Source organism: Paraburkholderia sp. CNPSo 3274 (assembly GCF_024206475.1).
Taxonomy (GTDB): Bacteria; Pseudomonadota; Gammaproteobacteria; order Burkholderiales; family Burkholderiaceae; genus Paraburkholderia.
The window spans coordinates 1-14,979 of the sequence record NZ_JAMBPR010000001.1; the positions used below are offsets into that span (position 1 = coordinate 1).

The 14,979-nt window shown below is 65.0% G+C and carries 15 protein-coding genes; 3 read left to right on the forward strand and 12 right to left on the reverse strand.

Annotated elements, in window-relative coordinates; genetic code table 11:
• Positions 1-313 precede the first annotated feature (313 nt).
• The 3 genes from M3I54_RS44725 to M3I54_RS00020 form a co-directional block, all read right to left on the reverse strand.
• Entirely contained in the window at positions 314-1,864 is a 1,551-nt protein-coding gene (locus M3I54_RS44725) for a methyl-accepting chemotaxis protein (RefSeq protein WP_309249577.1), read from the reverse strand.
• A 277-nt stretch (positions 1,865-2,141) separates the two neighbouring features.
• Entirely contained in the window at positions 2,142-2,762 is a 621-nt protein-coding gene (locus M3I54_RS00015; protein ID WP_254332002.1) for a glycine zipper 2TM domain-containing protein, read from the reverse strand.
• Positions 2,763-2,966: 204 nt separating this feature from the next.
• Positions 2,967-3,254 (reverse strand): hypothetical protein, encoded by a 288-nt coding sequence (locus M3I54_RS00020; protein WP_254332004.1) that lies wholly within the window; start codon positions 3,252-3,254, stop codon positions 2,967-2,969.
• A gap of 249 nt (positions 3,255-3,503) precedes the next feature.
• Between M3I54_RS00020 and M3I54_RS00025 the strand changes: the two genes are divergently transcribed.
• Positions 3,504-3,692, forward strand: a complete 189-nt coding sequence (locus tag M3I54_RS00025; RefSeq protein WP_254332006.1) for a hypothetical protein — start codon at positions 3,504-3,506, stop codon at positions 3,690-3,692.
• Positions 3,693-3,712: 20 nt separating this feature from the next.
• Here the strand turns inward: M3I54_RS00025 and M3I54_RS00030 are convergent, their stop codons facing one another.
• The 9 genes from M3I54_RS00030 to M3I54_RS00070 all read right to left on the reverse strand — a co-directional run bounded on the left by M3I54_RS00030 (position 3,713) and on the right by M3I54_RS00070 (position 13,194).
• Entirely contained in the window at positions 3,713-4,708 is a 996-nt protein-coding gene (locus tag M3I54_RS00030; RefSeq protein WP_254332008.1) for an alpha/beta fold hydrolase, read from the reverse strand.
• A gap of 131 nt (positions 4,709-4,839) precedes the next feature.
• Complete coding sequence (locus tag M3I54_RS00035) at positions 4,840-5,469, reverse strand: NTP transferase domain-containing protein (RefSeq protein WP_254332011.1); 630 nt, start codon at positions 5,467-5,469, stop codon at positions 4,840-4,842.
• Positions 5,466-6,572, reverse strand: a complete 1,107-nt coding sequence (locus M3I54_RS00040; RefSeq protein WP_254332013.1) for an XdhC family protein — start codon at positions 6,570-6,572, stop codon at positions 5,466-5,468. The genes M3I54_RS00035 and M3I54_RS00040 overlap by 4 nt, the downstream gene beginning before the upstream one ends.
• Positions 6,569-7,771, reverse strand: coding sequence for a VWA domain-containing protein (locus M3I54_RS00045; RefSeq protein ID WP_254332015.1), 1,203 nt, complete (start codon positions 7,769-7,771; stop codon positions 6,569-6,571). The genes M3I54_RS00040 and M3I54_RS00045 overlap by 4 nt, the downstream gene beginning before the upstream one ends.
• A complete protein-coding gene (locus M3I54_RS00050) occupies positions 7,765-8,661 on the reverse strand; it encodes a MoxR family ATPase (protein WP_254332017.1) in 897 nt (298 codons plus the stop codon). Before M3I54_RS00050 ends, M3I54_RS00045 begins: the two co-directional genes overlap by 7 nt.
• Before the next feature lie 8 nt (positions 8,662-8,669).
• Entirely contained in the window at positions 8,670-9,305 is a 636-nt protein-coding gene (locus M3I54_RS00055) for an SRPBCC family protein (protein ID WP_254332019.1), read from the reverse strand.
• Positions 9,306-9,335: 30 nt separating this feature from the next.
• Positions 9,336-11,750, reverse strand: a complete 2,415-nt coding sequence (locus tag M3I54_RS00060; RefSeq protein WP_254332020.1) for an aerobic carbon-monoxide dehydrogenase large subunit — start codon at positions 11,748-11,750, stop codon at positions 9,336-9,338.
• Positions 11,751-11,767: 17 nt separating this feature from the next.
• Complete coding sequence (locus M3I54_RS00065; RefSeq protein WP_254332021.1) at positions 11,768-12,298, reverse strand: (2Fe-2S)-binding protein; 531 nt, start codon at positions 12,296-12,298, stop codon at positions 11,768-11,770.
• Positions 12,299-12,315: 17 nt separating this feature from the next.
• Entirely contained in the window at positions 12,316-13,194 is an 879-nt protein-coding gene (locus M3I54_RS00070; protein ID WP_254332022.1) for a xanthine dehydrogenase family protein subunit M, read from the reverse strand.
• Positions 13,195-13,398: 204 nt separating this feature from the next.
• On the opposite strand from M3I54_RS00070, the gene M3I54_RS00075 reads away from it, so the two are divergent.
• Positions 13,399-14,214, forward strand: coding sequence for a LytTR family DNA-binding domain-containing protein (locus tag M3I54_RS00075; protein ID WP_254332023.1), 816 nt, complete (start codon positions 13,399-13,401; stop codon positions 14,212-14,214).
• Positions 14,215-14,290: 76 nt separating this feature from the next.
• Complete coding sequence (locus M3I54_RS00080) at positions 14,291-14,833, forward strand: hypothetical protein (RefSeq protein WP_254332024.1); 543 nt, start codon at positions 14,291-14,293, stop codon at positions 14,831-14,833.
• Positions 14,834-14,979 lie beyond the last annotated feature (146 nt).

The following is a 14,979-nucleotide window of genomic DNA, read 5'->3' on the forward strand; positions in this document are numbered from 1 at the left end:
TGGCTTGAAGAAGGTGGACCAGATGTTCGTGTTGAACATGGCGGCATACAACCTCGTGCGCATGCGATCACTGGCACAAATCCGCTTATAAGTGGCGGAAAGCGTGGCAAGGAGGTCAGAAGTCGGCCTCAAGCCGCCGAAAGAACGTTGAATTCGCGTTGAGATTGCACAATGCGAAAGTTTGCGACTGGCGGGCGCGTACATCGAGGCGCACCGCTTCCGCCGGGGATGTATTTCCGCAACCTGCTAGGGCCCCAAGTTTTTCACGCTCCCGCTGCGCTCGCCCGTTGGACGAACGCAGCGGTGTCTACAGTCAGGCGGCGAGGTGAAACACGCTCACCGTCCTTTCGAGCAGCCGCGCCTGATCCTGCATGGATTGCGCCGCCGCCGACGCCTGCTCCACGAGCGCAGCATTTTGTTGCGTCGCTTCGTCGATCTGGCTGATCGCCCGGTTGACCTGTTCGATCCCCTCCGTCTGCTCATGGGTGGCCGCCGAAATCTCGGCCATGATGCCGGTCACGCGCCCCACGCTCTCGACGATTTCCGACATCGTCGAACCGGCGCGCGCCACCAGTGCGCTGCCCGTGTCGACTCTCGCGACCGAGTCGTCGATCAGCGCCTTGATTTCCTTGGCGGCAGCCGCGGAGCGCTGCGCAAGACTGCGAACCTCGGAAGCAACCACGGCGAAGCCGCGTCCCTGCTCGCCGGCGCGCGCCGCCTCGACGGCTGCGTTAAGCGCAAGAATGTTGGTCTGGAAGGCGATACCGTCGATCACGCCGATGATGTCGACGATCTTGCGCGACGACTCGTTGATGGATTTCATCGTGTCCACCACCTCGGAGACCACAGCGCCGCCCCTGCCCGCCGCGTCCGACGCCGACGCCGCGAGGTCGTTCGCATGCTGTGCGTTTGACGCGCTCTGCTGCACCGTCGACGTAAGCTCCTCCATGGACGCAGCCGTCTCCTGCAGCGACGCGGCCTGCTGCTCCGTGCGCGACGACAGATCGAGATTGCCCGCAGCGATCTGCTTCGAAGCCGTGCTGACCGACGCGGTCGACGAAAGCACGGTGCCGATCACGCCGACGAGGCTCTCCTGCATGCGCTTCGCAGCCGAGGCAAGCATGCCGATTTCATTGTGGCCGTGTTCGCCAATGCGCGCGGTCAGGTCGCCCTGGGCGACGCGGTCCAGATGCTCGCCCAGGGCTTGCAGCGGTTTCTGAACGACATGGGACAGCGCCCGGCGCACAACCACCGCGACCACCACGGTGAGGGTAAGGAATATCGCAATCGTGACCTGGAGGAAGGACGTCGTGCCATCCGCGGCCTCCTTTGCCGCACGTCCGCGTTTGGTGGCGCGCTTGACGAACCTGTCCATCTCGTCGTTGAACGCTCGCGAAGCCGCGATGCTTTCGATCGCGCTGATGTGATTGAAGGTGGCCATGTCGTTGGCCGCGAGCGCCTTCTGTTCGTTGCGCACGCTATCGTTCAGCGCGTTGTACGTCTCTACGATACGGCGGGCGAGTTCCTGGTCGTCCGGGTCGGAGCGCGGAATCTTCGCGAACGCGTCGATGCGTGCCTGGCCCTGTGCCAGCCGGGCGTCGACGGTCTCCGTCAAGTTCCTGGCCACCGCGGTTTGACCGATCTGGGCCGCGCTCTGTGCAGCCGAGATCGACACGCGGGCGCGTTGCGTGGCGGCGAACGCCTCGGTCACGTCGGTCACCTCGACGGTCGCCTGGCTCATCGCCTCGACTGAGGCCGCAGTCTCTCGCACCCCCTTGAGCGCCATGAGATTGCTGACGCCGATCATGACAACCAGCAGCGTCAGCACTGCGGTCAGGATAGTACTGATCCGAAATTTGCCCACTTCTGTCCCCAAATGCCAGCTTTTTTGTGACTGCGGGTAGTCGCGCGGTGGGTGATACCGCTGCGACTACGACCGGCATATCGGCATGGAACTCACGATACTTGAGGATATTTTGCGGACCTAACAGAAGCGAATTTTTTCAACCTTTCAAGAAAGCTTTCTGTCAACTTGTGTAACATCGCCCCTGGAACAAGCCACGGTTTGGCGCGCCCCGACTTTCCTGATCGACGCCAGCGAGATAGTCAGGACACCTTCATGTAAGCGACAGCCGCCAGAATCAGTAGCGCGCAAGCTGGCTGCCGTTGACCTGCACGCGGTCGCCCGCGCGCAGGTCGCCGGGCGTCGGCACGTTGAACGCGCGGGTCGAGCCGTCGCTCAATTGCACGTCGATCTGGAATCCTGCGGGCTGGCCCATCTGCTGGCCGATCTGGTTGCCTGCATAGGCTCCCCCGAGCGCGCCGATGACGGTCGCGGCGTCGCGGCCGTGGCCGCCGCCGACCTGATTGCCGAGTACGCCGCCAACCAGCGCGCCGACCACGGTTCCGGCGATGCCCGAAGCCCCCGTGGCGTTGCTCAACGGCCGGATGCTCGAGATCGTGCCGTACTGCGTGCCATATTGGTTGCCGTATTGCGAGTTGTACTGCGCACCGTACTGAGCGTTGCTTTGCGAGTCATACGGCTGTTGCGGCGCAGGCGGCGGCGCGTAGGCGGGTTGCTGCACGGTGCCCGGTTGAGCGTAAGCGGGCTGGCTATACGCAGGTGCCGCATATTGGCCCTGGTAGCTTTGCTGCGCGCCGTACGGCGTGTAGCCCGGGGCAACGCATGCGGACAACGAAAGACTGGCTGCCGCGACCAGCGCGGCGGTGAGGGCGGACTTGGTAGAGAGCATGAACATCACGGTGGGGTTCGCGTTGCCGCCGCTGCGGGCACGACAAGCATCAGGAGGAATGGCGATTGCGCGGCAGTATACGGAAAGCCCGCCCGGACGTCCGCTGCATGAGGGTAACAACATGTAAAGTCCGTTGCCGGGTGAATGGCGGCGCACCGCACGCGGCGCCGCTCACCCGTTGGAATCAGTCAGACGTCGGATTCCCCGATATTTTCAATGCAGGGTTTGGACGCTGCCGGCCTCATCATCGGACGCGGCTTGATCGAGGATCGCACACCGGAAGTCGAACTTGACGCGAAGGATCGCTGATTCGATACGTGCGTCGCCGCGATGGCCCCTCAGGCGCGTATCGATCGCCTCCTCGACGGCGAGAATCGCCTGCTCGATGCTCTCCGGATCCTCGCTGTCGAATCCGACCTCGACCTCGATGCTCTCCAGCAGGTTCAACGCGGTTGCGATGTCTTCGGAAGCGACGAATAGTGTCTCGGCGTTTTCTCTCATGTACCCTCCCCGTTGGGTTGTCCAGCTCTTCAGACAGCTGCGAGTTGCACGCCTATCGTTGCACATCCAGCACAAATCTGCCGGACGACGAAGGCCGGTGTTGGGTTCGAAACAACGGAGGGGTTGCCGTCCATCGTGAAGCGAATAGAATCGAAGGTTCCAGCTGATAGCGTAAAGGCAATCGGCCCGGCATCGGGCGCGGGTTTGACCTGCTAGACTGGAAGTTCCCTGCGAACCATGGAGGGAAACATGACGACTGTCTACGTGGTGAAGACGGGTGAGCAGTACCTCTGCTGCGCAGAGGACGGCGATATTGGCATGGCACCTGAAATTGGCGGGGCCAAGTCCTTTCTCTCACACGAGGAAGCGGAAAAGGCGGCGAACGAGCACGCCGACCCCGGATACGAAATCGTCGCCGTCAGCGTTGCCACCCACTGACGCTCAACGCTGTTCAGCGTCTATTTACTGGCACTTGCCAGCGAGCGAGCCGATCCGGCGAGGAAGTTCAAGATGATCTCGTTCACCTCGTCCGGACGCTCTTGCTGCACCCAGTGACCCGCTTTCGCAATCAGAGGCTTCTTCCAGAGGTTGGGAACGTTGTGTTCCAGCGCGTCGTAGTCCTTCGCGGCCATCTTCACGACGCCGTCTAACTCTCCCGCGAGAAAGAGCGTGCGCTGCATGATCCGGGCCCCGTCGAGGAAGCTGGTCAGCGCCCAGTTTCGATCGATATTCCGATACCAGTTGATTGGCCCACGAAAGCCGCTCCGCTCGAACTGAGCGACGAAATATTGCAGATCCGTCTCGGTCAACCATGGCGGAAGCTCGTCGGGCAACGTGAGGTTGTCCACGAGTCGAGTCGATTTGGGAAAGGTCGCGAAATTGGCCGGCTGCCCTTTCACCACCGGGTCTCCCGACGCCGTGTACAGAATGCCAAGCATCGAACGGCGGACATCTTCTTCCAGTTCACGCTCGACGCGCCCCCGCAACTGAAAATAGTCCTGATAGAAATGACACTCCTGCGTGAGCTGCGCAAAGCGCACCGATGGACGCACCGGACGTCGAGGCATGTAAGGAACGCTCAGCAGGCCGAGAACGGGAAACAGGTCGGGGCGCAGCAATGCCGCGTAAGCGGCGACGGCAGCACCCCAGTCATGCCCGATCAGAATCGCCCGCTCTTCGCCGAGCGCCTTGACGAGGCCCACCAGGTCACCGACCAGATTCAGAATATCGTAAGCCTCGATGGATTCCGGGGCATCGGTGAGCCCATAGCCGCGCTGGTCCGGCGCAACCGTGCGATAGCCTGCGGCCGCCAGCGCGTCCATCTGCCAGCGCCACGCATACCAGGACTCCGGCCAGCCGTGGCAGAGCAGCACGAGTGGGCCCGTGCCTTTTTCGACATAGTGCATGCGGATGCCGTTGACGTACGTGAACTTCTGTTGCAGCCCGTTCATCATGGAGTCGACCTCGTCTCGAGCGATGGGGAAACGTCTGGCGATCATTGTGAATGCAGCACCGCAATGCTTCAACCACACCAGTCGTCGCTCGCCGGGCCGCCGCGGACCCGATTCGAGAGTGAGCCGGGATATCAAGGATCGATGCGTGCAGTGCGGCCCTCCACTCGCGCAATGACGCTCAGGTAATCGGCGGGTGTATCCATGTCGACGCAAAAGCGATCGTGCGCCGCCTCGTGGAGAAACACTTCGCCACTATGCTCGGCGATCAGCTTGCGGCAGCCCGGATTCACGCGGCCGCCGACGACCTCGGGACAATAGCTCGACGCAAACACGACAGGATTGCCGCGTGCGCCGTCGAACATCGGCACCAGGATAGAACCGTACGGCATCGACGCGTAGGCCTCGATCAGCTCTCGATAGTCGGCCGTTTCAAGGAGCACCTGGTCGGCGAGGCAGATCATCACGGCGTCGCAAGGCGCCTGCAGCGCGGCAACGCCGCTCGCGACCGACGTCATCTGTCCTTCCCGGTAGCGTGGGTTGCTCTGGAAGCGCACGTCGAGGCCGTCGAGCGCGTCGAATACGGCTCGGCCGTTGTATCCGGTCACGACGACAACCTCTTGCGGTCGTGCCGCGACGATCGCGCGCAGGACGCGCCGCACGGCAGGCTCGCCGCAGACTGGCAACAACAGCTTGTGGCGCCCCTCCATGCGCGCGGACAGGCCCGCCGCGAGCACGACAGCCGAAAACGTCGCGCCGCTCATCGCTCCTCCGCGGGGAGGCCGTCCGGGCAACCGGCCGCGCCTGGGGTGGCGCCCAGATAGCGCTCGGGGGCGCGCTCGAACTCGGACTTGCAGCAGTCGCAGCAGAAGTACACCTTGCGTCCGCCATAGTCGACGACATGTTTCGCCTTCGCAATCTCGACACTCATCCCGCACACGGGGTTCACGTAGCACCCCGCCTCTGCCTCTGCCAAGGGTGCGCCGAGCGCCTCGCACGGCGGCAATGGCGGTACGGTTTCCGTGGCGATCGTGGCCCGCGGTGCCGTGGCCTGCGCGCGCGCCGCCACCTCGGCCACTTCGTCTGTCTCGTGCCGCAGCGCGACAAGTCCCGCCACGGCGCCAAGTGCAATCTCCTGCGGCGTGTGCGCATGGATCGCCGGCCCCGCCGGTGCGTGCAGCGCCGCGAGCCGGGCCTCGTCGATGCCGCGCAGGCGCATGGCTGCGCGCAATCGCTCGGCCTTTCTGTGACTCGCGATCAGGAGCACCGCCACCGCGGCGCTGCGCAACGCGGCTTCGAGCGCATCCTCGTCGCGCTCGCCTTGTGTGGCGATCAGCACGAACGACGTACCGGCGCGATCCAGCGCGGCGGCGTCAAACCCCGGCTGCCCGGCTCGCGCCACATCGGCCGCCATGCACGCGCGAAACCCGACGCGCCGTGCAAGCACACACGCTTCCTGCGCCGCGGGCGTTGCGCCGAGGACGGCCACGAGCGGCGCGGGCACGGTGGGCTGGATGAAGAGTTCCAGTGCGCCGTTGCTCGCGCACGGCATGGCATGCGCCTCGACTTCGGCGTCGGCTGCCGCCGGCTCGTTGCTGATCCGTACGCGCCGTGGCTGCCCCGTGCGGATCGACTCGCGCGCGGCCTCGATGACGATTGTTTGTGAGCAGCCCCCGCCTACCCAGCCATGCAGCGCGCCGTCGGCCTCCACCAGCGCCTGGGCGCCGACGTGCGTCGAGGTTGGCGGCGCCGCGCGGATCACGGTGACGACCGCGAACGGTGCGCCCGCATCGATCAGCCGCTGCTCGCGCTGCAGCAGATCCGCGGCGTCCGTGAGGGTCTCGCTGGATTCGGCTTGGACATTCATTGCAGCGCCTCGAGAATTTGAGGAAAGATCCGTTCGAGACCCGCGAGGTCGCGGGCCCCGGCAAACAGGTCGAGATGCGGCAGCGCGGCCTGCATGCCCGCGCTGACTGGCGCGAATCCGGGACGATCGGCGAGCGGGTTGAGCCAGACGAGCGAATGGCAGCGCCGCCGGATCGCGGCAAGCGACTCGCCGAGCCGCGCCACATCGCCGGCGTCGTAGCCGTCGCTGACGATCACGACCGCGGTACGCGAGTGCAGCAAGCGCGGTGCGTAGTGCGCATTGAAGCCGGCGAGACTCTCGCCGATACGCGTCCCGCCGGCCCAGCCCTCGGAGATGAGGTGCAGGCGCTCCTGGGCGCGGCGCGGATCGGGGTCGCGCAGTGCTTCGTCGACGCAGACGAGCCGCGTATGGAAGATGAAGCTGTGGACGTCGGGCAAACGCCCGCTCAGCACGCGCGCGAGCCGCAGGAAAAAGAAGCTGTAGAGGCTCATCGAGCGGCTCACGTCGAGCAGCAGAACGATGCGCGGGCGCTGCCGGCGCTTGCGCCGCCACCCGAGCTCAACCGGCAGCCCGCCACGCGAGACGCTGCGGCGCAGGGTCCAGTGCAGATCGATCGTGCGCCCGAGACTCGCGCGTTGCTCGCGGCGCATCTGGATGCCGCGCAGGCGCTGGGCGAAGCGGCGGATTGCGGCGTCGATGGCGAAGAGTTCGCTGCGATCGTTCAGGTGGCGGAAATCCGCGTGCGCCAGCGACGCTGTCCGCGTGGCGCCTTCGTTCGCGGCGGAACCCTCTTGCATCGCGCCGTTGCCGCGTCCCGCGAGCGAAATCGGCATGCCCTCGCTCGCATCGGGCGGCCCGCAGGCCGCGTCGTCGCGCGCAAGCGGCCCTGCGCCGCCAGCGCGGGTTTCGGCGAGCTTGCGCCGGTTCGGCGCGAGGAAGTACGCGTCGAACAGTTCGTCGAAGCGTCGCCACTCCTGCGCGCGCGAGCACAGCAGCGCACGCAGGCTCCAGCGCAGCACGTCGCGCTCTGTCTGGCCCATGCGTTGCACCACCTCGAGCGTTGCAGCAACGTCCGTGCTCGTCACGCAGAACGCGTTCGCGCGCAGCCAGCCCGCGAAGCCCGCATAGCGCGCCACGAGGCGATCGGCGAGGTCGCGCGGCGCCGCGCCGGGCAGCGTGCCGTCGATGCCGGTCAGCATGATGCCACCAGTTTTTCGACCACGGGCCGCGTGAGACCGGCCTGATCCTCGCGCGTTTTCACGAGCGCGGCGAGCGAATCCATGACGCGGTCTACGCCGTTTTCGTCGAGCGCGCTCACGCCGAGGCGCAGCAGCGCCGCCACCCAGTCGAGCGTTTCCGCGAGGCCGGGCTTGCGCCGCAGCGCCATCTCGCGCACCGCATGCACGAATTCGACGATCTGAGCCGCGAGTGCCTCCGGCACCTCGGGAACCTGGGTCCGCACGATCATGAGTTCGCGCTGGAACGACGGGTAGTCGACGTACTGGTAGAGGCAGCGGCGGCGCAGTGCGTCGGAGATCTCGCGCGTGCCGTTCGAGGTCAGGATCACATAGGGCCGCTCGGTCGCGCGGATCACGCCAAGCTCGGGAATCGAAAGCTGGAAATCCGACAGCAGTTCGAGCAGGTAGGCCTCGAACGCCTCGTCGGTACGGTCGATTTCGTCGATCAACAGCACGGGCGCGGGCGTGGTCGTAATGGCTTCGAGCAGTGGACGCTTGAGCAAATAGCGCTCGGAGAAGATGTCCTGCTCCTTGTCGCGCAGCGGCCGTGTGTCCTGCTCGAAGAGCTTGATCGCGAGCAGCTGGTGGACGTAGTTCCACTCGTAAAGCGCCGCGTGCGCGTCGAGCCCCTCGTAGCATTGCAGGCGGATCAGCGGCGCGTCGAGCAGGCGCGAGAGCGCCTTCGCAACCTCGGTCTTGCCTACGCCCGCCTCGCCCTCCAGCAGCAGGGGGCGGCGCATTTCCAGCGTGAGCAACAGCGCAGCCGCGAAGCTGCGCTCGACGATGAACCGGTGGCCCGCCAGCTTCGCCTGTAGCGCGAGGACGTCCGGCATGCGGTCGGTTTGCGTCATGGCGTGCCTCAGCGGCCTTGCGCCTTGTGCGTGAAGAGCCCGCGCAGCCAGTCGCGAATGATGGCCCAGACAAACGCAATGCCATTCAGCTCGGTGGATTGCGCAGGCGCCGCAGCCGCCCTGGAACCCGGCCCCGATGCCGGTTCCTCGACTGCACTCGCGGCAGCGCCTGGCGCGGTTTGCGGCGGCGCCATGGCGCTCAGACGCGCCGAGAAGTTCGCGACGAACTGCTTGAGCAGTTGCTCCGACACCGGCCCCATGAGCCGCCCACCCAGCGCGGCGGCCTTGCCGCTCATCGTCACCTCGCTCCTGCCGGCCAGCGTGCAGGTTTCGCCCGTGGGCTGCACGCTGGCCGTGAGATCCATCGTCGCCGCCGAGCTACCGGTCGAATCCGTGCCTTTGCCGAGCAAATGCAGACTGCGCGCCGCGGCATCGAGCGCGAGCACCTCGATGTCGCCCTTGAACGACATCGTCGCCGGCCCGAGCCGCACCGTGATGGTTCCTTTGTAGTGCGTATCGTCTACGCGCTCGGTGATCTTCGCGCCCGGCATGCAGCCGGCCACCGCCTCGATGTCCTGCATCAGCGCCCAGGCGCGATCCGGGCTTGCGTCGAGCGGAAATGCCTTGTCGAGTACGACTTTCATTCTGGACTCCTCATGCGCGTGTGCATCGACTCAGGCGGGCCGCGTCAATCCGAGCTCGCGGCATTGCTGCCACACGCGGTACGCGTTGTGCGGCATGTTCATGTGCGTGACGCCGAGATGTGCGAAGGCATCGACCACCGCCGACGTGAAGCACGGAATCGAGCCCACGTGCGGCGATTCGGCCACGCCCTTCGCGCCGATCGGGTGATGCGGCGATGGCGTCACCGTGAAGTCCGTTTCCCAATGCGGCGTTTCCACGGCCGTCGGCACGAAGTAATCGAGCAGCGTCGCGCCGAGCAGATTTCCCGCTTCGTCATACGGCAGTTCCTGCCCGAGTGCGACGGCGAAGCCTTCGGTCAGGCCGCCATGAATCTGCCCCTCGATGATCATCGGGTTGATCCGCGTGCCGCAGTCGTCGAGCGCGTAAAAGCGGCGCACGCGGATCTCGCCCGTATAGCGGTTGATGTCGAGCACACATACGTAGGCGCCGAACGGGAACGTGAAGTTGGGCGGATCGTAATAGTCGACAGCCTCGAGGCCCATCTCCAGCCCCTCGGGAACGTTGTTATAGGCGGCCCACGCCACCTCCTTCACGCTCTTGAACTGGTCGGGCGAGCCCTTCAGCACGAAGCGGTCCAGATCGAACTCGACGTCGTCCGGGCTCGCTTCGAGCAGATGAGCGGCGATCCGGCGCGCCTTCTCGCGAATCTTGCGCGAGGCGCGCGCCACCGCGGCACCCGCAACGGGCGTCGAACGCGAGCCATAGGTGCCGAGACCGTATGGCGCCGTGGCGGTATCGCCCTCTTCCACCGTGATTTTCGAAGCCGGAATGCCCGCTTCCGATGCAATGATCTGCGCGTAGGTGGTCTGGTGTCCCTGGCCCTGCGTGATCGTGCCCATGCGTGCGATAGCCGAGCCGTCCGGATGCACGCGGATCTCGCATGAGTCGAACATGCCCACCCCGAGGATGTCGCACATTTTCGACGGCCCAGCCCCGACGATCTCGGTGAAGTTCACGACGCCGATTCCCATGAGCCACTCCGCATCGGGATCGGCGCGGCGTTGCGCCTGCTCCTTGCGCAGCGCTTCGTAATCGACGGCGGCCAGCACCTTTTTCAGCGCCGTTTCGTAGTCGCCCGAATCGTATTCGAGGCCAAGCGGCGTCGTGTACGGAAACTGGTCGCGGCCGATGAAGTTGCGCAAGCGGATCTCCGCCTTGTCGATGCCCAGCTTCTGCGCGAGCACATCCACCATCCGCTCGATCAGGTAGACGGCCTCGGTCACGCGGAACGAGCAGCGGTAGGCGACGCCGCCCGGAAACTTGTTCGTATACACGCCGTCGACGCTGACGAACGCATTCGGGATCGCATACGAGCCCGTGCACACATGGAACATGCCGGCAGGCCACTTGGTCGGATCGGCGCACGCGTCGAACGCGCCGTGGTCGGCCACCACGTTCACGCGCAGCGCCTTGATGCGGCCGTCCTTGTCGGCGGCCAGCTCGCCGGTCATGTGATAGTCCCGTGCGAACGCGGTGCTGGAGAGGTTCTCGTTGCGCGACTCGATCCACTTGACCGGACGCCCGAGCACGATGGACGCCACGATCGACGTCACGTAGCCCGGATACACGCCGACCTTGTTGCCGAAGCCGCCGCCGATGTCGGGCGAAATGATGCGGATATTCGACTCCGGAATCGACGACAGCAGCCCGACCACGGTGCGCACGACGTGAGGGGCCTGCGACGTGATGTAGACCGTGAGATCGCCGCGCACCTTGTCGAACGACGCGACGCAGCCGCAGGTTTCGAGCGGGCATGGATGCACGCGCGGATAGACGATATCCTGCTTGACCGTGACTTCCGCGTTCTCGAACATGCGGTCCGTCTTGTCGCGGTCGCCCATCGTCCACGTGAAAATATGACTGGGATGCCTGCGGGCTCCGTGCGCGCCGCTGTCCTTGTCGCGGATGTCTTCGCGAATCACGGGCGCGTCGGGCGCAAGCGCCTTCATGGGATCGACGAGCGCGGGCAGTTCCTCGTACTCGACTTCGACGAGTTCGGCCGCATCGGCGGCGACGTAGCGATCGTCGGCCACCACGAATGCGACTTCCTGATTCTGGAAGCAGACTTTTTCGTCGGCAAGCACCGCCTGCACGTCGCCTGCGAGCGTCGGCATCCAGTGCAATTTGAGGGGTTTGAGGTCATCCGCCGTGAGCACGGCGTGCACGCCGGGATGCGCGAGCGCCCGTGATTTGTCGATGCGCTTCACGCGCGCATGGGCGTAGGGACTGCGCACCATCACGCCGAACAACATGCCCGGCATCTTGATGTCGTCCACGTAGTTGCCCTTGCCCTGGATAAAACGCGGGTCCTCGCGGCGCTTGCGCGAGCAGCCCATGCCTTCGAGCGCGGCGAGACGTTCGAGATTGGCGTCGGGATTGTTCATGACGTGTCTCCCGGCGCTCAGTGCGCCTGTACCGCGCCCGCTTCGATGAGCGGATGCGAGGTTTCGACCGCTTCGCCGCGCAGCTTGCGCGCCGCGTATTGCACGGCCGTCACGATGTTCTGATAGCCCGTGCAGCGGCACAGGTTCCCCGCCATCCAGTAGCGGATTTCCGCTTCCGTGGGATCGGGATTCTCCTGGAGCAAGCGGTACGCGCGCATCAGCATGCCAGGCGTGCAGAAGCCGCATTGCAGCCCGTGCTCCTGCATGAAGCCCTCCTGCAGCGCATGCAGCGCGCCGCCTTCGGCAAGCCCTTCGACCGTGCGGACCTGAGCACCCTGCGCCTGCACGGTGAGCAGCGTGCATGACTTCACGGACATGCCGTTGAAATCGACGGTGCAGGCGCCGCAATGCGACGTCTCGCAACCGATATGCGCTCCGGTGTGCTGGCATTTTTCGCGCAGCGTGTGAATCAGCAGTTCGCGCGGCTCGACGACGACGTCGACCTCGCCACCGTTGAGGCTGAACGACACCATGGTTTTGCTGGCCATCTCGCGTTCTCCGTGAGTCAGGGGCGTGCTGCGTTCGCGGCCCGTTCGTATGCGGTATTGAGCGCCCTGCGGGTCATCTCGCCCGTCATCGCGCGCTTGTAGTCGGCGTCGCCGCGCAGATCCTCGACCGGATTGCACGCCGCCATCGCGAGCCGCGCCGCTTCGTCGAGCGCGCGTGCGTCGAACGGCTTGCCGATGAGGGCCTGCTCGGCGTCCACCGCGCGAATCACCGTGTCGCCGACATTCGTCAGAGCAATGCGCGCGTGCTCGACATGGCCGCCGCCAAGGCGCAACGTGACGGCCGCCGCCGCGGTCGCGAAGTCGCCGGTCTTGCGCTTGAGCTTCGCGTAGCAATAGCCGGTGCCAGGCTGCGGCACGGGAATGCGGATGCCGGTCATGATTTCGCCCGGTTCGAGCAGCGTCGCATAGGTGCCGACGAAAAAACCGTCCGCGGGCACCACGCGCTCGCCCGCCGCACCTTGCAGCACGAACGAAGCATCGAGTGCGATCATCAACGCGGGATGGTCATTGCCAGGATCGCCGTGCGAAAGGTCGCCGCCTAGCGTGCCGCGATAGCGAACCTGCGGGTCGGCGATCTGCCGCGCGCCCTCGACGATGAGCGGACAGCGCGCCTGCAGCACCGCGGACCAGATCAGCTCGTTCTCGGTCGTCATCGCGCCGATCCACAGCGTGCCGTTTTCCTCGCGGATACCCTTGAGTTCGGCCAGCCGGCCGAGGTCGATCAGATGATCGGGCTGCGCGAAGCGCAGCTTCATCATCGGCAGGAGGCTATGCCCGCCCGCAAGCAGCTTCGCCGTTTCGCCGTGTGTGCCGAGCAAAGCGAACGCCTCGGACAAGGTTTGTGGAGCGTGGTATTCGAATGGGCGGGGAATCACACTGGTCACCTTATTGGCATCGTCCTGAAAGTCAGGATTTCACAATGCAACGCAGCAATTCAACGGGTTTTCGCGAACGGCGGCGTGCTTGCGCCGGGTGCCGGAAAACTTGCGTGAAAGGGGGAAAGGACATAAAACGGAGGCAGCGTCCCGCCGCCGCAGACGCCGCGCACAACGCCGCGGCAGCATCGGGGAGAACCCTGGATGAAACCGTTCGAGCACGCCATGCCGACCACCGACACGCGCCGCGCCGAGACTTTTCAGCACCGCCTGGAGCAGTTCAATCCGGGCGTGGTATGGCTCGACGCGCAGGGGCGCGTCAGCGCGTTCAACGACGTTGCACTGCAAATTCTCGGACCTGCGGGCGAGCAGTCGCTGGGCGTGGCCCAGGACAAGCTGTTCGGCATCGACGTCGTGCAGTTGCACCCGGCAAAAAGCCGCGACAAGCTGCGCTTCCTGCTGCAGTCGCGCGACGTTGGCGGCTGCCCCGTGAAGTCGCCCCCGCCGGTCGCGATGATGATCAACATTCCCGACCGCATTCTCATGCTCAAGGTGTCTCGCATGTCGGACATGAACGGCACCTGCGGCACCTGCATGATTTTTTACGACCTCACCGACCTCACGACCGAGCCGTCGGCTGAGCCAACGGCGGAGTCGCTTGCCGGCGCGCCCACGCCGCCCCGGCGGCTCTTCAAGATTCCGGTGTACCGCAAGAACCGCGTGATCCTGATCGACCTGAAGGACGTCGTGCGTTTTCAGGGCGACGGCCACTACACGACCATCGTCACGAAGGACGATCGCTACCTCTCCAACCTGTCGCTCGCGGACCTCGAACTGCGGCTCGACAGCAATACGTTTCTGCGCGTGCATCGCAGCCACATCGTCAACCTGCCGTACGCGGTCGAACTCGTCAAAGCCGACGACAGCGTGAACCTCGTGATGGACGACGGCGAACGCAGCGTCGTGCCGGTGAGCCGGTCACGCGCCGCACAACTGAAAGAGTGGCTTGGCGTGGTTTGAAGGCAGGCGCCGATTGTTTTACGTCATCCGGCCAGACTCGTTCGTCCTAGAATCTATATCAGGGGGGCGAGGCGACATGAATCGCGAAGTGGTCACTGGGCTACTGTGCGGCGCACTACTCACCGGTTGCGTGACAGCCGGTGTCGAGGTCAGGCCCGAGCAGATGGCAAACTTCAGGCACGGCGTAACGACACTGCAAGACGTGATCACCGCGCTCGGTCCGGCGTCGGTCGAGACCGCGCTGGACGACGGCTCGACGCTGCTCGTTTATACCTACGTGACGTCGCGTCCGCACCCGGAAAGCTATATCCCGTTCATCGGCTCGCTAGTCGCCGGTGCCGACACACACTCGTCCGCGGCCGTGTTTCTGTTCGATCAACAGGGTCTCCTAAAAAGCGCGAACAGCACGGGCTCGAACGTCGGTACGGGCATGACCGCCGCCCATAGCGGGCAGCCCAAAGCGCCCGCGCCCGTCTCCGAGGCACCCGTTGTGATCAAAAGCGTCCCACCGCCCGCCGTTCAAACCGTCGAGCCGACGCCGGAAGAAGACGTCGCGCCCGCGTCGCAAATGCCCGGCGAACCTCTGGAAATCAACGTTCAGCCGGCTCCTGTCGAATAGCCGTCGTGCTTCGCGCGAGAACGCGTATCCGATCGCGCGCGTACGTGCGCTACAGCACACTTGGGAAGCCGCAGCGAGAATACGCTAGGAGTCCAAAATTAGAAGCAGCGAACGCCGAAGCAGTCCGGCAGCGGAGGACGAAATGT